Origin of the sequence: Tepidiphilus margaritifer DSM 15129 (assembly GCF_000425565.1) — a bacterium.
Lineage (GTDB): Bacteria > Pseudomonadota > Gammaproteobacteria > Burkholderiales > Rhodocyclaceae > Tepidiphilus > Tepidiphilus margaritifer.
In genome coordinates this window covers 1-18411 of the sequence record NZ_AUDR01000003.1, presented here as the reverse complement: position 1 = coordinate 18411, position 18411 = coordinate 1, and the positions used below count along the sequence as shown (strand labels likewise).

Sequence of the window (18411 nt, the reverse complement as noted above, 5' to 3'; positions counted from 1 at the left end):
AAGATGAAACCGGTGGGACGCCTGGTCGTGTGCGGCGTCGGGCTCATCGGCGGCTCCTTCGCCCTGGCGCTCAAGGCGGCCGGCATGGTGCGCGAAGTGGTGGGTGTGGGGCGTTCGCAGGCATCGCTCGAGCGGGCGCTCGCCCTGGGGGTGATCGATCTGGCTGCCGCAGACTGGGCCGAAGCGCTCGCCGGGGCGGAAGTCGTGCTGCTCGCCATGCCGGTGGGACAGACGGAGGCGGTGGTCAAGGCCATGGCGCCGCATCTGGCGCCGGGCACCCTCGTCACCGATGCGGGCAGTACCAAGCGCAACGTGATCGAATCCTTCTACCTGCACTTGGGACCGCACCTGGCGCACGCCGTGCCGGGGCATCCCATCGCCGGGGCGGAGAAGAGCGGCTGCGAGGCGGCCGATGCGTCGCTCTTTCGCGGCCGCAAGGTGGTACTCACGCCGCTGCCCGAAAACGAGCCCGGCAGCGTGCTGCGGGTAGCACAGCTCTGGCAAGCCTGCGGTGCGCTCATCCGCGAGATGTCGCCACAGGAGCACGACCGGATCTTCGCTGCCGTGAGCCATCTGCCGCACGTACTCGCCTATGCGCTGGTGCACGACCTCGCCGGGCGTGCGAACGCCGAGCAGCTCTTCGAGTATGCCGCCGGCGGCTTTCGCGATTTCACCCGCATCGCCGCGAGCCACCCCGAGATGTGGCGCGACATCTGCCTCGTCAATCGCCAGGCGATCCTGGCCGAGCTCGACCAGTATCTCTCCGAACTCGCCTTCATCCGCGCGCTCTTGCTCTCGGCCAACGGCCCGGGTCTGGAGGATGTCTTCGCCAAGGCGCGCGCGGCCCGCATGGCCTGGGGCGAACGCTACGTCAACGGAGGAGGATCGGACGAATGAGCGGGTTTCTCGATCTGCCTCCCGCCCTCCATGCCCGAGGCGGGGTGCGGCTGCCGGGCAGCAAGAGCATCTCCAACCGCGTGCTGCTGCTCGCGGCACTCGCCGAGGGTGACACCTCCATCCGTGATCTGCTGCACTCCGACGACGTCGCGCGCATGCTCGAGGCGCTCGAGGCGCTGGGCGTACGCTGGGAGCGCACCGGCGAGCAGGACTACATGGTCCATGGCACGGGTGGCGCTCCCTTTCCGGTGCGCGAGGCCGAGCTCTTTCTGGGCAATGCGGGTACGGCGTTCCGGCCGCTCACCGCCGTGCTCGCCTTGATGGGCGGGGAATATCGCCTGCGGGGGGTGCCGCGCATGCACGAGCGACCCATCGGTGATCTGGTCGAGGCCTTGCGTCAACTGGGGGCGCGTATCGAGTATCTGGAGCACGACGGTTATCCGCCGCTCGCGATCCATTCGCCCGTACCCACTTACGTCGAGACCGTCCGTATCCGGGGCGACGTCTCCAGTCAGTTCCTCTCGGCGCTGCTCATGGCGCTGCCCCTGCTCGGCCGGCCGATCACCGTCGAGGTCGTGGGGGAACTCATTTCCCGCCCCTACGTGGCCCTCACGCTCGCGCTGATGGCGCGCTTCGGGGTGGAGCTCGCCGAACACGACGGACGGTTCCACTACGATGGCCGGGCGCGCTACCGCTCGCCGGGGGTAGTCTACGTCGAAGGGGATGCTTCTTCGGCGTCTTACTTCCTTGCCGCCGGAGCCTTGGGGGGAGGACCGGTGCGCGTCGAGGGCGTGGGTCGGGCGAGCCTGCAGGGCGACGTACGCTTCGCCGAGGCACTGGAGGCGCTCGGCGCCCGCATCAGTATGGGAGAGAACTGGATCGAGGCCTGTTCCCCTGCAAACGGCCGACTGCGGGCGTTCGATCTCGATCTCAACCACATTCCGGACGCGGCCATGACGCTGGCGGTCGTGGCGCTCTTTTGCGAGGGGCCCTCGCGCCTGCGCCGCATCGGCAGCTGGCGGGTGAAAGAGACCGATCGCATCGCCGCCATGGCCACCGAGTTGCGCAAACTCGGGGCTGCGGTCGAAGAGGGGCCAGATTTTCTCGTCATCACTCCGCCCGAGCGGCTACGGCCGGCGGCGATCGCCACCTACGACGATCATCGCATGGCGATGTGTTTTTCGCTCGCCGCTTTCGGCGATATCTATGTGCGCATCCTCGAGCCCGGGTGTGTCAACAAGACGTTCCCCCAGTATTGGCAGGCATACCGCTCGGTCGTGCGGCCGGTGCCGGTGGTGGCGATCGACGGGCCGACGGCAAGCGGCAAGGGAACCGTGGCAGCGCGCCTGGCCGAACGGCTCGGTTGGCACTATCTCGACAGCGGTGCGCTCTACCGGCTGGTGGCGTTGGCGGCGCTGCGCCGCGGCGCAGCGACCGAGGATGCCGCGATGCTCTCCTGGCTCGCGCGCGAACTGGAGGTACGCTTCGCCGGTGGTCGCATCTTTCTTGCCGGTGAAGACGTGACCGAGGCCATCCGGACGGAAGAGGTCTCCGCTGCCGCTTCGCGCGTCGCCGTGCACGGGGCCGTGCGCGAGGCGCTGCTCGAACGCCAGAGGGCGTTTCGCCGCCGCCCCGGTCTAGTGGCCGAGGGGCGCGACATGGGCTCGGTCGTCTTTCCCGATGCCGAGCTCAAGGTCTTTCTCACGGCTGCCGTCGAGGTGCGCGCCGAACGTCGCTTCAAGCAGTTGATCGACAAGGGAATGTCTGCTAACATCGAAAGATTGCGTGAAGAGCTCGAGGCACGCGACCGGCGGGACCGGGAACGCGCCATCGCCCCTCTGCAGCAATGCCCCGACGCTCTGCGGCTCGATACGTCCCATATGGGCGTGGAAGAGGCCGTGGAGGTCATTTTCGCTTGGGTCCGGACGCGCGGGCTTGCGTGATCCGGGAATTTTCATTCACCCTTTTTGTCTTGCGTTTTTCCTGAGGGAGAAACGTCTTTGGAAACCGAAACGATGAACTCAACCGCCGTAGCCACCCAACCCACCGAAACCCAAGAAAGCTTCGCCGATCTCTTCGAGCAGAGCCTCGTGCTGCAAGAAATGACGCCGGGGCAGGTGATCACCGCCGAGGTCGTCGGCATCGACGACAACTTCGTGATCGTCAATGCCGGCCTGAAGTCCGAGAGCTACATCCCCAAAGAAGAATTCATGAACGACCGCGGCGAGCTCGAAGTCAAGGTCGGTGACTTCGTACACGTGGCGATCGAGGCTCTCGAAGATGGCTACGGTGAAACGCGCCTGTCGCGCGAGAAAGCCAAGCGCCTGGAAGCGTGGAACGAACTCGAACAAGCCTTCGAAGAAGGCCGCATCGTCAAAGGGGTGGTCACCGGCCGCGTCAAGGGCGGTCTCACCGTCATGGTCAATGGGCTGCGCGCCTTCCTGCCCGGATCCCTGGTCGACATCCGCCCGATGAAGGACACTACTCCGATCGAGGGTAAAGAGCTCGAGTTCAAGGTCATCAAGATCGACCGCAAACGTAACAACATCGTCGTGTCGCGCCGCGCCGTGCTCGAAGAGACCATGGGCGAGGATCGCGAAAAGCTGCTCGAGTCCCTGCAAGAGGGCTCCATCGTCAAGGGTGTGGTCAAGAACATCACCGATTACGGCGCCTTCGTCGACCTGGGCGGCATCGACGGGTTGCTGCACATCACCGATCTCGCCTGGCGCCGCGTGCGCCATCCGTCCGAAGTCGTCAACGTCGGCGACGAGGTCGAGGCCAAGGTGCTCAAGTTCGACCGCGAGAAGATGCGCGTCTCCCTGGGATTGAAACAGCTCGGCGAGGATCCCTGGGTCGGCATCTCGCGCCGCTATCCGGCCGGTACGCGCCTCTTTGGCAAGGTCACCAACCTCACCGACTATGGTGCCTTCGTCGAGATCGAGCCGGGCATCGAGGGGCTGGTGCACGTCTCCGAGATGGACTGGACCAATAAGAACATCCACCCGAGCAAGGTGGTGCAGGTTGGCGACGAAGTCGAGGTGATGATCCTCGAGATCGACGAAGACCGCCGCCGCATTTCGCTCGGCATGAAACAGTGCAAGCCCAACCCGTGGGAAGAGTTCGCTCAGAACCACAAGAAAGGCGACAAGGTCCGCGGCCAGATCAAGTCGATCACCGACTTCGGCGTCTTCATCGGCCTGGAGGGCGGCATCGATGGTCTGGTGCACCTCTCCGATCTCTCCTGGACCGAACCGGGCGAGACGGCTGTGCGTCGCTACAAGAAAGGGGATGAAGTGGAAGCCGTGGTGCTCGCCGTCGACGTCGAGCGCGAGCGCATTTCGCTCGGCATCAAACAGCTCGAGGGCGATCCTTTCACCAACTACATCGCCACGCACGAGAAAGGCTCCGTGGTCACCGGGACCGTCAAGTCAGTCGAACCGAAAGGCGCCGTGATTCAGCTCGACGACGAGGTCGAGGGCTATCTGCGTGCGTCCGAAGCGGCGGCGCATCGCGTTGACGATCTCACCCAGCTGCTGCACGAAGGGCAGCAAGTGGAAGTGGCCATCGTCAACGTCGATCGCAAGAACCGTTCGATCAACCTGTCGATCCGCGCCAAGGAACAGGCCGAGCAGGCCGAGGCGCTCAATCGGCTGGCCGGTGAAGGGGCGTCCGCCAGCGGCACGACCAGCCTGGGGGCCTTGCTGAAAGCCAAGCTCAACGAACAAAAGCAGTCTTGACCGACGTGCGGCCATGACCCGTTCCGAATTGATCGAACGGCTGGCCGCGCGCTTTCCGCAGCTGCCGCCGAAAGACGTGGAGCTGGCCGTGAAACTGATCCTGCAGTCGATGGGCGAGACGCTCGTCGCCAATGGCCGCATCGAAATTCGCGGCTTCGGCAGTTTCACGCTCACGTATCGCCCGCCGCGCATGGGGCGCAACCCGAAAACGGGTTTGCCCGTGCCGGTACCGGCGAAATACGTGCCACATTTCAAGGCAGGCAAAGAGCTGCGCGAACGCGTGGACCGGCACAAGGCGCCGGAACCAGCGGCCGTCTGTTGAGCGTCCGGCGCTCGTCCCAACGGAAGCGGCCCACGAGGGCCGCTTCTTCTTTTTTTCTGTCCGGCTTGGGATAATCGCACCGTGCGGAACCTGCGTGAGGAAACGAAATGCGGATCTTTGTCTGGGTGCTCCGGTTCGTCGTCTTCGGCGTACTCGTCGCGTTCGCGGCGCAGAATCATGCGCCGGTGACCGTGGAATGGTTCGGCCGGCAATGGCAGGCACCGCTTGCGGTGGTTCTGCTCGCCACGGCTTTGGTGGGAATCCTGCTGGGCCTGAGTTTCACAGTCAGCACGCTCGTGCGCCAGCGCTGGACGCTATCCCGCCTTCGTCGCCGTCTGGAGGCGGCGCAGCGTACGGGCGAGAAGGCTGACCGCACGTTGCCTACCGTATGAACGAACTTCAGCTCTGGTGGCTGCTGCTCCTGCCCGTCTTTTTCGGCGTGGGCTGGGTGGCTGCGCGCATCGACATGCGCCAGGTGGTGCGTGCTTCCAGCCGCTTGCCGCGTATCTACCTCACCGGTCTCAATCACCTGCTGCACGACGAACTCGATCAGGCGATCGAGGCGTTTCTCTCGGCCGCACGAGAGAACCCCGCTACGCTGGAGCTTCAGCTGGCGCTGGCGGTGCTCTTTCGCCGGCGGGGGGAGTTCGACCGGGCGATCCGCATCCATCAGGAATTGCTCGCGCGCGAGGATCTGTCAGACGACCGTCGCGGCGAGATCCTCGCCGAACTGGCGCTCGATTATCACAAGGCGGGCTTCTTCGACCGCGCCGAAGCGCTCTATGCCGCACTGCAGCAGACCGAGCGCAAACATTGGGCACTCGCCCAGCTGCTCGAAATCTATCAAGTCGAGAAGGATTGGCGCAAATGCATCGAGGTGGCCTCGAACCTGGCACGGGACGATAGCCCGGTCTGGCGCGTCCGGCTCATCCATTACCACTGCGAGCTCGCGGCGCTCGCACTGACTGCCGAACGCTGGGACGAGGCCGAGCGCCACCTCGCTCAGGCGCGCGCACTCGACCGGCACGCCGTGCGTCCGATCCTGCTCGAAGGGGAGTGGCATTTCCTGCAAGGGCGGTTCGAAGCGGCGTTCGAGGAGTGGCTCACCCTCGAGCGCATCGCCGTGGAGCATCTGCCGCTGGCCACCGACCGGCTCATGGCGGTGGCCGAGCGCTGCGGCTGGCAGGCGAAGCTCTTGAAGCGTATGCGCCAGTGGCTGCACCGCTACCCGCAGCTCGATCTGGTCGATCGTTACGTGGAATTCGAGGCACGCCACGGCGAATCCGCGCTCGCCTTGCGCTTGTTGCAATGGCTGTTGCGCCAGCAACCCAGCCTCATCGTGCTCGACGAGTACCTCTTGCTGGTGGCGCGCCACGTCGATCCGGCCTGGCTTGCCGACGTCGAGCGGGTACGTGAGGTGGTGCACGGCTACGTGCAGCGGCTGGCGCGCTATCGCTGCGCGCAGTGCGGTTTCAAGGCTCGGCGGCATCTGTGGCGCTGCCCCGCCTGTGGTCAATGGGAGACGTTCGGCCCGGCGCGCGTCATCGAGATCGACGCGATCGCCGGTCATTGAGGGGAACGAGTGATGTTCGAGACGATAGAATCCTGGGTGGGGAAGACCCCGCTCGTGCGCCTGCAGCGCCTGGGCGCAGGGGAGAACAACGTGCTGCTCGCCAAGCTCGAGGGCAACAATCCCGCCGGTTCGGTGAAAGATCGCCCGGCGCTGGCGATGATTCGCGGCGCCGAGGCCCGTGGCCAGATCAAACCGGGGGATACGCTCATCGAGGCCACCAGCGGCAACACGGGAATCGCGCTCGCGATGGTGGCGGCGATCCGGGGCTATCGCCTGATCCTGGTGATGCCGGAAAACCAGAGTGTCGAACGGCGGCAGATCATGAAGGCTTACGGCGCCGAACTCGTGCTCACGCCGCGCACCGGTGGCATGGAGCTCGCCCGCGACGTTGCCGAGCAGATGCAGCGCGAAGGCAAGGGCGTCATCCTCGATCAGTTCTCCAATCCCGACAACCCCCGGGCGCACTACGAAACCACCGGTCCCGAGCTGTGGGAGCAGACCGAGGGGCGCATCACCCACTTCGTCTCCAGCATGGGCACGACCGGCACCCTCATGGGCGTGGCGCGCTACCTCAAGGAGAGGAGCCCTGCTATTGTTACCGTCGGCTGCCAGCCGGAGGAAGGGTCGCAGATTCCGGGTATCCGAAAGTGGCCTGCGGAATATCTGCCGCAGATCTATCGCCCGGAGCTCGTCGACCGGATCGAATCGATCACCCAGGCCGAGGCCGAGGAAATGGCGCGGCGGCTGGCGCGCGAGGAAGGGATCTTCGCCGGCATCTCCTCGGGCGGTGCCTTGGCCGCGGCGCTGCGGGTGGCCGCCGGGGTGCGCGATGGGGTCATCGTCTTCATCGTGTGCGATCGTGGCGACCGTTATCTCTCCACCGGCGTCTTTCCCGCCTGATGATGAACGCGCCGACCCTGGTCTTCGACCTCGAAACGATCCCCGACGTGGCGGCGTTGCGGCTGCTCCACGAGCTGCCCGACGCGCTGCCCGACGAGGAAGTGGTGGAATACGCCGCCCAGCGCCAGCGCGCCCGCAACGGCAGCGATTTCCTGCCGCATCACCTGCAGCGCATCGTGACGCTGGCCGGTGTCTGGGACAATGGGCGCGAGGTGAAGGTCTTTTCGCTGGCCGCGCCCGAACTGGACGAGGCCGAGATCCTGCGTCAGTTCTTCGCCGCCATCGACAAGAAACGCCCCCAGCTCGTGACCTGGAACGGCGGCGGGTTCGACTTGCCGGTGCTGCACTACCGCAGTCTGTTGCACGGCGTGCAGGCGAGCGCCTACTGGGAAGTCGGCGACCGTGAGGCGGAATACCGCTACAACAACTACCTGGGGCGTTTTCACTGGCGCCATCTCGATCTGATGGACGTGCTCGCCGGCTATCAGACCCGCGCCGTCGCCCCGCTCGACCAGATCGCGCGGCTGCTCGGTTTTCCCGGCAAGCTCGGCATGGACGGCGGGCAGGTGTGGGGCGCCTGGTGCCGGGGCGAGGCTACGGCGATCCGGGCCTATTGCGAGACCGATGCGGTCAATACCTACCTCGTCTTCCTGCGCTTCCAGTGGCTGCGCGGCAAACTCGATGAAAGAAACCTGAAGTCCGCGCTCGATCGTCTGCGCGAACATCTCGAAAAACTTCCTGGTGCGCATTGGCGCGAATTCCTCGCGCAGTGGTCGCCAGCCACTGACTGAGCGTCAGGAAGACGACAGCAAGCCCTCCGTATCATGGCCGCCATCTACGGAGGGTTCGTCTTGAACTTGAACACTTGGTCCATACTCTGCGATTTCGACGGCACGATTGCTTTGCGCGACGTCACCGACCTGCTGCTCGAGCGCTTTGCGCGCCCGGGTTGGGAGGAGATCGAGGCGCGCTGGGAGCGCGGGGAAATCGGCTCTCGCGTGTGCATGCAGCAGCAGATCGCCCTGCTCGATGTCGATCGGGGCGAACTGGAGGCGGCGCTTGATGCCGTTCCCATCGATCCGGAGTTTCCCCGCTTCGTCGCCGAAGTCCTTGCCCGGGGTTGGCCGCTTGCTGTGGTGAGTGACGGCCTCGATTTGGCGATCCATCATATCCTCGCGCGCTACGCCCTGCCGCCGCTGCCCGTCTTCGCCAACCGCTTGCGTCAGGCCGGGCCGCGTGCCTGGCGGCTCGATGCGCCCGCTGGGGCGGGGAGCTGCCGCGTCGATAGCGGCACCTGCAAGTGCGCCCGTGCCCGGCTCGCGCGCCATGAAACATCCCGCGTGCTGCTCATCGGCGACGGAGCCTCCGACTTCTGCGCCGCCGGCGCGGTCGATCTCGTCTTCGCCAAGGGCAAGCTGCAGGAATATTGCCGCCGCGAGTCTCTGCCATTTGTACCGATCGGCGGCTTTGCCGACGCCTGCGCCGCATTGCCGCAGCTTGCCGCTGAAGGCGAACGTTTTTTCTCCCTGGAGACCCTCACTCATGAATCATGACCAATTGCTCGCCGACGAGGCGAAATACTGCTCTTTCGGCGACACGGTACATTACGTCGAACCGCCGAAGATCTTCGCGCGCTGCGAGGGCAGCTATCTCTTCGACGATGACGGCATCCCCTATCTCGACCTGCAGATGTGGTATTCCGCCGTCAATTTCGGCTATGCCAATCCACGCCTGAACGCCGCGCTCGAGCGCCAGCTGCACACGCTGCCGCAGTTGGCGAGCCAGTATCTGCATCCCACCAAGGTGGAACTGGCCAAAGCGATCGCGCTCGACGCGCAGCGCAAATGGGGCTATGAAGGGCGCGTGCACTTCAACGTCGGCGGTTCCCAGGCGATCGAGGATTCGCTCAAGCTCGTGCGCAACGCCAAAGGCGGCAAGAGCCTCATGTTCGCGTTCGAGGGGGGCTACCATGGTCGCACCCTGGGGGCTTCGGCCATCACCTCGAGCTATCGCTACCGGCGCCGTTTCGGCCATTTCGGCGATCGCGCCTATTTCATTCCCTTTCCCTACCACTTTCGCGGCCCCAAAGGGATGACGAAGGAGGAGTATGGCGAATACTGCATCCAGCAGTTCGCCCGCCTCTTCGAGACCGAGTACAACGGCGTGTGGGATCCGAAGGCCGGCGAGGCGGAGTTCGCGGCTTTCTACGTCGAACCGATCCAGGGCACCGGCGGCTATGTGATCCCGCCGAAGAACTATTTCCAGGGACTCAAGAAGGTGCTCGATCGCTACGGCATCCTGCTCGTGGTCGATGAAATCCAGATGGGGTTCTATCGCACGGGAAAACTGTGGTCGATCGAGCACTTCGGCATCAAGCCCGATGTCCTCGTCTTCGGCAAGGCGCTCACCAACGGCCTCAATCCGCTCTCGGGACTGTGGGCGCGCGAGGAGCTCATCAATCCCAAGGTCTTTCCTCCTGGTTCGACGCATTCCACCTTCGCCTCCAACCCCTTGGGGACCGCCGTCGGTCTGGAGACGATGCGCATGGTCCAGGAGACGGATTATGAGACGATGGTGATGGCGCGTGGCGCGCAGTTCCTCGAAGGTCTGCGCGATCTGCAGCGGCGTCACCCGGAGATCGGCGACGTCGACGGTCTGGGTTTGGCCTTGCGTGCCGAAATCTGCCAGGCCGACGGGTTTACGCCCAACAAGGCCCTGCTCGATCGCATGGTGGACATCGGTCTGGCCGGTGAGCTCGAACACCAGGGCAAGCGCATGGGACTCGTGCTCGACGTGGGGGGGTATTACAAGAACGTGATCACCTTCGCTCCGTCGCTGCACATCACGCCGGAAGAGGTGGATCTGGCCATCGTGTTGCTCGATCAGCTTCTGACCAAGGCCAAACGGCTCGGTGCTTGAGGGCGTGTTGATGAGCGGGCCACCCTGGAGTGGCCCGCGGTATGCGTCATGTTTATGCTTCAGACGACGGTTTCGGCGAGCCCCCTGGAAGGAGCGTGTTCCTGTTGCCGCTTGCCGATGAGCCGGCGGAAGAAGTCGACGGAACGCGCTACCACCACGTCTTTTTCCTGGTCGAGGGTAATGAGGTGATAGCTGTTGGTGAGCACGACCGTTTCGACCGGGCCGCGTGCCTTGCGTTCGATGAGTTGGGCATTGCGCAGGCTGGCGACGTCGTCGTCGCGGGCATGGATGACGAGGGCGGGTGCTTGCACGCGGTGCAGGTTTTTTTGCACTTCGGCCGAGAGCAGGTAGAACTGCGCCAGCGCCGGCCAGGGATTGCCCGGCAGCCCGGCGGCGCTGCTGTCGCCCGAGTTCATCTTGGTCACGATCGCTTGGCGCAGGCGTTCGTTCTTCAGGCCATAGGGCGGCGCTTCCAGGAAGACTTTGCGCCGTCCGATACCCAGGCGCTGGAAGAGGGGCAGCAGAAAGGCGAATTTCGCCACGGCCGGGATGCTCCAGCCGTCGTAGAAAAAGGTCGTGCCGTAGAGCCCCAGCCCGCGCACGTGCCGCGGATATTCGATGGCATATTTGAGGGCGAGCACCGCGCCCATGGACAGGCCGGCGACGAAGAAGTGCTCGACTTCGCGGCGCATCATTTCGGCGGCGGCGACCACGCTCTGGAACCAGTCGTGCCGGTCGGTGGCGACGAGATCCGCTTCGCTGCCGCAATGGCCGGCCAGTTTGACGCTATGCACGAGAAAGCCGGCACGCGACAATCCGCGGGCGATGTGGCGCATTTCGTTGGGGGTGCCGGTCAGCCCATGGATGAGCAGCACGCCTGCCGTGGGTTCGGCTTCGGGATAGGAGAGGGTTTCATGCATCATGATCGGGACTCCGTCACGGGAGACGGCACGCTTGCAGGCGCGGTGTGCGCCCGGGCCGTCGACGGTGCGTATTGTCCGCGGCGAAGCTGTCGTTACGCTGTCGCCGGCAGGAAAACGCGATGATGTCCTGGGAAGTCGTGTCTTTGTGGGCGGCGAACCTCGTGGTCGATACCGCTGGCCAGCTCGCGTTCAAGGCCGCGGCGATGGAGGCGGAAGATGCCACGGCGACAGAGCACTGGCGCCACATGCTGGTGCGCCCCTGGCTATGGGCGGGGGTGGCCTGTTTTGCCGTGGAATTCGTCCTCTGGTTGGCGTTTCTCGCCGTGGTGCCGCTCGCCGAAGGGGTTCTGCTGGGGATGATGGGCATCGTCACGGTGATGCTGGGGGGGCGCGTGCTGTTCGGGGAGCGTTTCACCCGGCCGCGGCTGATCGGTGTGAGTCTGATCGTGCTGGGTGTGGCGCTCGTCGGGGCGGGAGGCAACTGATGCGGCGTTTCCCTTGGATCGGTTTTGCCGTCTTGCTCGTCTTCGACACCTCGGCCCAAGTGTGCTTCAAATACGCGGCGCTGGCCGCCGGTCCGGCCGAGGTGGATCCGGCGTGGCTGTGGCGGGCGCTCACCACCCCGTGGGTCTATGGGGCGATTTTCGGTTATCTCGGCGCTTTCGTCACCTGGATGACCTTGCTGCGAACGGTTCCCATCGGGCCGGCGTTTGCTGCCTCGCACCTCGAAGTGATCGGGGTGATGATCGTCTCCGTACCACTCTTCGGTGAGTGGCTCACACCGCTGCAATGGCTGGGGGCCGGCTGCATCCTGGCGGGCGTCGTGTGTCTGGCCTGGGGCGAGCAGCGGGTCGCGCCTCATGCGTGAATACGAAGTTCCTCCGACCGCCGGCATGCCGCTTCGTTTCGCCGATTTTCTGCCGGCGAGGGGGGAAGGCGATTTCCTCGATACAGCCAAGGGTATGCTCGGCGTGTCCCATGCCGGGCTGGCCTGCTCCGGGACGGCGAGCCTCACCCTCCTCCTCTCGGCACTGCGCCTGCTCGCGCCGCAGCGGCGCAGCGTGATCGTGCCGGCCTATACCTGCCCCTTGGTGGTGCTTGCGGTGGCCCGTTGTGGGCTGAAGATGCGACTGTGCGACCTCGCACCGGGCTCATTGGCGCTCGATCCCTGTGAGCTGGCGCGGTTGTGCGATGAGGATACGCTCGCCGTGCTGCCCACCCATCTGGCCGGCCGGGTGGTCGAGCTCGAAACGAGCCGGCGCCTTGCTGGCGAAGTGGGGGCCTGGGTGATCGAGGATGCGGCCCAGGCTTTCGGAGCACGGCTCGAGGGGCGCAGCGTCGGACTTGTGGGCGATGCGGGTTTTTTCAGCTTCGCCGTCGGCAAGGGGCTTACCCTGTTCGAGGGAGGAATGTGGGTGACGCGCCACCCCGAACTCGCCGCGTCGATCGAAGACGCGAGTCGGCGCTTGTTGCCATGGCGCCCGTCCTGGGAGCTGATGCGCAGCCTGCAGCTCATCGGCTATGGGCTATGCTACCGCCCGAGTCTCTTGCCGTGGGTCTATGGACGCCCCTTGCGCCGCGCCTTGCAGCGGGGTGAGGTGGCGGAGGCGCTGGGCGACGTTTTTTCCGCCGACTTCCCGCTGCATCGCTTGGGGCGATGGCGGCAGAAGGTCGGGGCACGGGCGCTGCGGCGCTGGCCGGCATTTCGCGACGCGTTGCAAGCCCAGGCACAGGAGCGTCTGCCGCGGTTGCGCGCCCTCCCGGGGGTCACCGTCTTCGAGGATGCACCGGGCGGGGAGGGGGTCTGGCCGCTCTTTTTCCTGCAATTGCCCTCGGAGGCGGCACGGGAAGAAGTCTTGCGGCGGCTGTGGACGGCAGGCTTGGGCGTGTCGCGTATGTTCGCCCATGCCTTGCCCGATTATGCTTATCTGCGCCCCTGGGTGGAGGAGGCGCCGGTGCCGGTAGCGCGCGCACTCGCCGCGCGATCGCTGACGATCAGCAATAGCCTCTGGCTCGACGAGGGGCGCTTCGCGCGGACCGTGCACACGCTGGAGACGGTGCTCGCCGACTGAAGGCTCAGCGCGCTGCCCCTTGCAGTAGGGCAAGCAAGGTGCGATCGACGGCGAGCTGGCGATCCTGCCAGCGTGCGAGTTCTTGGGCCGGCGGCGTTTCCTGGCCGTCGAGGGCGCTCAGGAGCCGTTTCCAGCCGCTGCGATAGCGGTATGAGGAAACTTCGCCGGTGACGTCGCTGCCCGCGATGCGCCCGGACAGTCCCCGGATGAGCGTGCCGATCGCTTCGACGGTGAATCGTCCCTGATCCCAGTTGGTGCGCACCACCGCGGGATCGAGCACGTCTTTGTCGAGGGAGAAATAGACGGGATCCCGGCCTCGGCCCACCGTGTCGAGGAAGGCTTCGCACAGTGACGCGACGGAGTCGAATGCGCGTACTGCCGCGCCCAAGCCGAGGTAGCGCGCCCAGCCGACCGCCACCCCCAGGGTCCAGTAGCGGACTTTGCCCCGGTAGAGGGGCGACAGGCGGTTTTCCCAGGCATGCGGCAGGCTCACGTCAGCCGAAGTGATTCCCAACACGTGGATGCGGGTGACCGAGGGCAGACGTGCGGCATGGGCTACCCAGGAGCCGCAGTGGATGCCGAAAGGAAAGCGCATGTTGTCTGGATGATTGTCGAGCACGATCACTTCCACCGGATCGTCGACCGGCCGGCGCGCGAGCAGGAAGTAGGTGAGGTGGTGGAAGTCGCCACTGCCGAGGAAAACCGGACCGGGCTCGGGGGGGAGCAGCGGTTCGAGGACACGGGAAAAGGCGTGCCAGGTACGCCAGCCGCAGCCAAAGCGGATGCGTTCCTGCCAAGCGCTCAGATCGAGCCGCTGCACTCCCTCCAGCTTGCGCAGCGACCCGTCGAGGTCAAGGGCGATCGGTATCTGCGGCATGGGCGTCGAACCAGCGGCGGTCGTTTTCGAAAAGCGGCGCGAGCCGGCGCAAGAGGAGGCGCAGCAGGGGGGAGCGCACGGCGATCGCGTGGCGCGTGAATGTGAATTGGGCGCCGAGATAGGCCTTGATCTCGGGGTCGGTCCAACCGGCCACGTAATGGCGCAACCCCTCGCGGCGGGCGAAGGCGAGATTCTCGAACCAGCTCACGAAATAGAGATTGAAGGCGCGCGAGGCGGCGTAGTCGAACCCGATGTATTTGTCGACCAGGAGGTCGCGCCAGATGAAACACAGGTTGTAGCCGACGAGTGCCTCCTCGTGGAAGTAGAGAAAGACGCGCCCTTCGAGCCTCCCGTCGCGCAACACGGCGGCGAAGAATTCCGGCGAGAGGAGGTCGAAGTGCAGCGTGCTCTGCTCATAGACGGCGCGGTATTGCGCGTAGAGTCGGCGCACGAACGCCTCGTCGTCGAATCGCGCCGAACCGGTGGGTTCGATTTCCAGACGCAGCTTGTCGCGTGCACGCAGCTTGCGGCGCAAGTCGCGCCGCCGGCCGCTCGAGAGGCGCGCGAGATAGTCTGCCTCGTCGGCGAAGTCGATCGGCACGTAGGCAAGCGCCTGTCCATCGACCACGAGAAACCCCTCTTCACGGCACGCCTGCAAAAATGTCGCCGCCTGGCGGTTGGCTTGGGCTGACAACAGTGGCGAGTCGACGGGGATGTCCTTGACGATGAGCAACTGGGTCCGCCCATCCCAGAACGCGCGCAGCGCCGCCGGCAGCCGGGTGACGTCGGCGCCTGGGGGCAGGGGACAGTATTCACTCACCGTCGAACCGACGAAACAGGTATCGCGCACCAGCAGGTGCCGCAGCTTCCGGCCACCGGGTAGCCGTTCGATGCATCGTACCAGCGCTTCGTCGGCGGTGAGGAGGTAATCGAAAGGGGCGAGGAAGGCGGGGATTCCCTGGGGCGTGAGGATGGGAGTGAATCCGAGCGGCGGATGAGCCAGGAAGTACTGCACCAGCCCTGTCGGCTCGAGGGCGGTCGCCGAAGGTGCGAGCGCGGTCATGGTGCGGGGAGACGAGGAGAAGATGTGTTTTTCCATTGTCTCATGGCCACGGAAACGCCGGAGAGAGCCGCGCAGGGTGAAGGCGCGCCAGGTGAGGAGGGCGAGGTAGAGCAGGGCGGTTCCGGCCAGCGTCCATGCCGCGACTTCGTGAAAATCGTACAAGGAGAAGGACAGATAATTCCACTTGGGGGGAATCAGGGGGCTGAGCGCCATGCCGGATAGCCTGACAGGCAAGCTTTCGACGTTCGCGAGGGCGAGGCCAAGAAGAGGGGTCAGCAGGGCGAGGAGATGGAATACCGTCTTGGCCCCCTGGGTGATCCAGGCCAACCAGTGCGTTTCCTGCCATGCGGCCGATTCATCCCCCTGAGGGAGGAACAAGGGCAGCGTCAGCCGCAGGAAAACGAGGAAGAAGACTCCCATGCCTGCCAGAGCGTGCCAGCACAGCCAACCAGATTCCGCCGTGGTGTGCGGGGAGGGCAGCGAGGCGAATGCACTCGCCAGCGACACCAGCACCGCCAGGTGATACAGCGCGGCAAGCAACGGGGCAGGCCCGACGGGGCCATACCGGTCTTGCGGCAAAAGTTCGTGCGTCGGAGGCATGAAAACGGAACGAAGCAGGATGGATCGGGAGCATGACTCGCATCAGCTGTCGTTTTCCTGACGGGAAAGAGCGGCTTGCAGGGGCGGGAACTCCACCCGTACTCGCAGACCCTTGCCGTTGCTTCCCTCGGTGAGGGTGATGTGCGCCCGGTGGAGATCCGCGACCTCTTTCACGATCGCCAAACCCAGGCCGGAGCCGGCCGAATCCGACTCCAGCCGCACGAAACGTTCGAACACCTTGTCGCGCTCATGGGGCGGAATGCCAGGGCCATCGTCCTCGACTTCGAGGAAGGGTATGCCTGAGGCCGCCACGCCACAGCGCACCGTCACCCGCCCTCCGGCAGGGGTGTAGCGCAAGGCATTGTCGAGGAGGTTCGCCAGCAATTCCCGCAGGGTCCATGCCTGACCTGCTACTACGGCAGGGGACGGTTCGAATTCGAGGTGGAGGTCGCGCGCGATGGCCGTATCGAGGAAATCAGAAGCCGCGGCCTCCACCAAGTCTTCGAGCGACACGGGGGAGAAGTCCGCCTCGGTGTTGGCCTGATGAGCCGCGCGGGCGAGTGCGAGCATCTGGCGCGTGAGATGCGACAGACGCACGAGTGACTCCTGGGCCCGCCGCAGCCGCTCACGGGGTTCACCCTGCAAGGTTTCCGCGACCAGTTCCAGCTGGGTTTGCAACGCCGCCAGCGGCGTACGCAACTGATGCGCCGCATTCGACAGGAACGCCTGCTGCGCGCTCGCTGCTTCACGCAGATTGGCGATGAGCCGGTTGATCGCCCGCACGAAGGGCCGTATTTCCTTGGGTGCCTGCGCTTCGTCCAGAGGACGCAGATCGTCCGGCTCCCGGCGGTCGATGCGTTGGCTCATCCGCTCCAACGGGGCCACGGCATAGCGCACTCCGAAGAAAACCACCGCGAGCGAGGTGAGAATGAGCAGGAGGTCGGTCCATAGCGTCGTCACCATGATGCGCGAGGCGTCACGTTGCCGTTTCTTCGTCGTTTCCGCTACGAGAATGAATACCCCTTCGTGCGCATTCGCCGTGGGGCGATAATGATACGTGACGAGCCGGACTTCCTGGTTTCCGATGTGATCGAAGCGATAGACGGGATTGTCCCCGTGAGGGGGAATCAACTTGGACTGCAGGAGCGGATCGCCGGCGATGAGCCGGCCATGTCGGTCGATTACGGCGTAGAACACCTCGTCGGCCATGTCGGTGCGCAACACCTGTTCGGCTTGTTCCTGCAGGTCGAGATCCAGGCCGTTCTCATCGGGATCGAGCTGGGCGGCGATCGCCAAAACCGTGCCGAACAGGGCATGGTCGTAAGCCTTGTTGGCGACGTGCAGTCCTTCGCGGTAATCGGTGACGATACTGAAAGCGAGCAACGCCGTCAGCGGCACGAGCAGATAGCCGATCAGGCGCTTGCGGATCGAATAGCTCATCGCGATGCCGCCCCGTTCACTCGGCGCTTTCCAGACGATAACCGATACCGCGCACGGTGCGGATCGTCACTCCCGAGTCGGCGAGTTTCGCCCGCAGTCGCGATACGTAGATTTCGATCGCGTTGGGGGAGATCTCGCTGTCCCAGCTCCCCAGGCTCTCCATCAATTTCTTTTTCGAGAGCACCTTGGGGGCGGCGAGCATGAGATGTTGCAGCACGTCCCATTCGCGGCCGGTGAGCTCGAGCTCCGTACCGTCGAGGCTGGCCGTGCGCAATCCCAGGTCGAGGGTCAGCGGACCGATCGTGAGAGTGGAGCTCGTCGCCGCGCCGCCGCGCCGGATCAGGGCCCGGGCGCGCGCCTGCAGCTCGGGCAAGAGGAAGGGTTTGACCAGATAATCGTCGGCACCGATGTCCAGCCCCTTGACGCGATCGTCGAGTCCGTCGCGCGCAGTCAGGATCAGGATCGGGATGGGCAGCTTGCGACGCCTCACCCGCCGGATGAGCTCGAGTCCGTCCATGCCGGGCAAGCCGAGATCGACGATGGCCAAATCATAGGCGGTGAGCGCGAGCGCCGATTCGGCCGGTTCGGCGGCGTCGAGGTGATCGACGCTCATGCCGGCCCGTTCCAATCCTTCCACGATCCCCGCGGCGAGCGCCGCGTCGTCCTCGACCAACAAAACCCGCATCATCACTCCTTGATCATGCCTTCTTTTGGTAACAAGAGAGCCTTGGCGGCCATTGAAGGTTCCTGCCCTCGCCAGGGCAATCGCATCAAATCTCTGTAAGGCCGAGGAGTGCCTGGCGGTAGGCATCGGAGGAGGCGGCAAGGATGCGTCGGGTACGGATACCGCCTTTGCGGGCTGAGGTGTCCAGGCGAAAGAGGTTGAGCACGAGCCGGCGCACGAGGGCGAGATTGGCGCCAGCGTTGCGGGCGCGGGCGCGCATCTGGTCGTCGTTGAGCGAGACGTCGAGGCTCCAGTGCAGGCAGTTCTCGATACTCCAGTGCGCCCGTACCGCATGGGCGAGCGTTTTGGCCTCGGCGGCGATGCTGCCGAGGTAGAAGCGGCGCTCGAGGCTGGTCTTACCCTC

General features: G+C 65.0%; 19 protein-coding genes. 13 read left to right on the top strand and 6 right to left on the bottom strand.

Annotated elements, in window-relative coordinates; translation table 11 throughout:
- Positions 1–3: 3 nt before the first annotated feature.
- The 10 genes from H607_RS0100500 (at position 4) to H607_RS0100455 (ending at position 10348) form a co-directional block, all read left to right on the top strand.
- The gene (locus H607_RS0100500; RefSeq protein WP_028873808.1) at positions 4–897 is read left to right on the top strand and encodes a prephenate dehydrogenase/arogenate dehydrogenase family protein; all 894 of its coding nucleotides are present in this window, start codon (positions 4–6) and stop codon (positions 895–897) included.
- Positions 894–2840, top strand: coding sequence for a bifunctional 3-phosphoshikimate 1-carboxyvinyltransferase/cytidylate kinase (locus H607_RS0100495; RefSeq protein WP_028873807.1), 1947 nt, complete (start codon positions 894–896; stop codon positions 2838–2840). The genes H607_RS0100500 and H607_RS0100495 overlap by 4 nt, the downstream gene beginning before the upstream one ends.
- A 72-nt stretch (positions 2841–2912) precedes the next feature.
- Positions 2913–4634 carry a 30S ribosomal protein S1 gene (rpsA, locus tag H607_RS0100490; protein ID WP_028873806.1) on the top strand — a complete coding sequence of 574 codons (1722 nt, stop codon included), beginning with the start codon at positions 2913–2915 and terminating at the stop codon, positions 4632–4634.
- Positions 4635–4647: 13 nt separating this feature from the next.
- Positions 4648–4956 (top strand): integration host factor subunit beta, encoded by a 309-nt coding sequence (locus tag H607_RS0100485; RefSeq protein ID WP_028873805.1) that lies wholly within the window; start codon positions 4648–4650, stop codon positions 4954–4956.
- Positions 4957–5063: 107 nt separating this feature from the next.
- A complete protein-coding gene (locus tag H607_RS0100480) occupies positions 5064–5348 on the top strand; it encodes a LapA family protein (protein WP_028873804.1) in 285 nt (94 codons plus the stop codon).
- Positions 5345–6529, top strand: a complete 1185-nt coding sequence (locus H607_RS0100475; RefSeq protein WP_028873803.1) for a hypothetical protein — start codon at positions 5345–5347, stop codon at positions 6527–6529. The genes H607_RS0100480 and H607_RS0100475 overlap by 4 nt, the downstream gene beginning before the upstream one ends.
- Positions 6530–6538: 9 nt before the next feature.
- Entirely contained in the window at positions 6539–7429 is an 891-nt protein-coding gene (gene cysM / locus H607_RS0100470; protein ID WP_028873802.1) for a cysteine synthase CysM, read from the top strand.
- Positions 7429–8220, top strand: a complete 792-nt coding sequence (locus H607_RS0100465) for a 3'-5' exonuclease (RefSeq protein WP_211218418.1) — start codon at positions 7429–7431, stop codon at positions 8218–8220. Before cysM ends, H607_RS0100465 begins: the two co-directional genes overlap by 1 nt.
- Positions 8221–8280: 60 nt before the next feature.
- Positions 8281–8982, top strand: a complete 702-nt coding sequence (locus H607_RS11050) for an MtnX-like HAD-IB family phosphatase (protein WP_051240504.1) — start codon at positions 8281–8283, stop codon at positions 8980–8982.
- Positions 8972–10348, top strand: a complete 1377-nt coding sequence (locus H607_RS0100455; RefSeq protein WP_028873800.1) for an aspartate aminotransferase family protein — start codon at positions 8972–8974, stop codon at positions 10346–10348. The genes H607_RS11050 and H607_RS0100455 overlap by 11 nt, the downstream gene beginning before the upstream one ends.
- A 59-nt stretch (positions 10349–10407) precedes the next feature.
- Here the strand turns inward: H607_RS0100455 and H607_RS0100450 are convergent, their stop codons facing one another.
- A complete protein-coding gene (locus H607_RS0100450; protein ID WP_083961840.1) occupies positions 10408–11268 on the bottom strand; it encodes an alpha/beta hydrolase in 861 nt (286 codons plus the stop codon).
- A gap of 125 nt (positions 11269–11393) precedes the next feature.
- On the opposite strand from H607_RS0100450, the gene H607_RS0100445 reads away from it, so the two are divergent.
- From H607_RS0100445 to H607_RS0100435, 3 genes are read left to right on the top strand one after another with little or no spacing between them, the layout of a single operon-like run.
- Complete coding sequence (locus H607_RS0100445; protein ID WP_028873798.1) at positions 11394–11756, top strand: EamA family transporter; 363 nt, start codon at positions 11394–11396, stop codon at positions 11754–11756.
- Positions 11756–12139: a DMT family transporter gene (locus tag H607_RS0100440; RefSeq protein WP_028873797.1), complete on the top strand. Its 384-nt coding sequence runs from the start codon at positions 11756–11758 to the stop codon at positions 12137–12139. The genes H607_RS0100445 and H607_RS0100440 overlap by 1 nt, the downstream gene beginning before the upstream one ends.
- The gene (locus tag H607_RS0100435) at positions 12132–13343 is read left to right on the top strand and encodes a DegT/DnrJ/EryC1/StrS family aminotransferase (protein WP_028873796.1); all 1212 of its coding nucleotides are present in this window, start codon (positions 12132–12134) and stop codon (positions 13341–13343) included. The genes H607_RS0100440 and H607_RS0100435 overlap by 8 nt, the downstream gene beginning before the upstream one ends.
- A gap of 4 nt (positions 13344–13347) precedes the next feature.
- On the opposite strand, the gene H607_RS0100430 is transcribed toward H607_RS0100435, so the two are convergent.
- The 5 genes from H607_RS0100430 to H607_RS0100410 all read right to left on the bottom strand — a co-directional run.
- Positions 13348–14220: an arginase family protein gene (locus H607_RS0100430; RefSeq protein WP_028873795.1), complete on the bottom strand. Its 873-nt coding sequence runs from the start codon at positions 14218–14220 to the stop codon at positions 13348–13350.
- The gene (locus H607_RS13500) at positions 14195–15883 is read right to left on the bottom strand and encodes a GNAT family N-acetyltransferase (RefSeq protein WP_211218417.1); all 1689 of its coding nucleotides are present in this window, start codon (positions 15881–15883) and stop codon (positions 14195–14197) included. The genes H607_RS0100430 and H607_RS13500 overlap by 26 nt, the downstream gene beginning before the upstream one ends.
- Positions 15884–15925: 42 nt before the next feature.
- A complete protein-coding gene (locus H607_RS11040) occupies positions 15926–17323 on the bottom strand; it encodes a sensor histidine kinase (RefSeq protein ID WP_051240502.1) in 1398 nt (465 codons plus the stop codon).
- A gap of 16 nt (positions 17324–17339) precedes the next feature.
- Complete coding sequence (locus H607_RS0100415; protein ID WP_028873794.1) at positions 17340–18008, bottom strand: response regulator; 669 nt, start codon at positions 18006–18008, stop codon at positions 17340–17342.
- An 85-nt stretch (positions 18009–18093) separates the two neighbouring features.
- Positions 18094–18411: ISAs1 family transposase (locus H607_RS0100410; RefSeq protein WP_028873793.1), on the bottom strand; the 318-nt coding region annotated here is incomplete at its 5' end.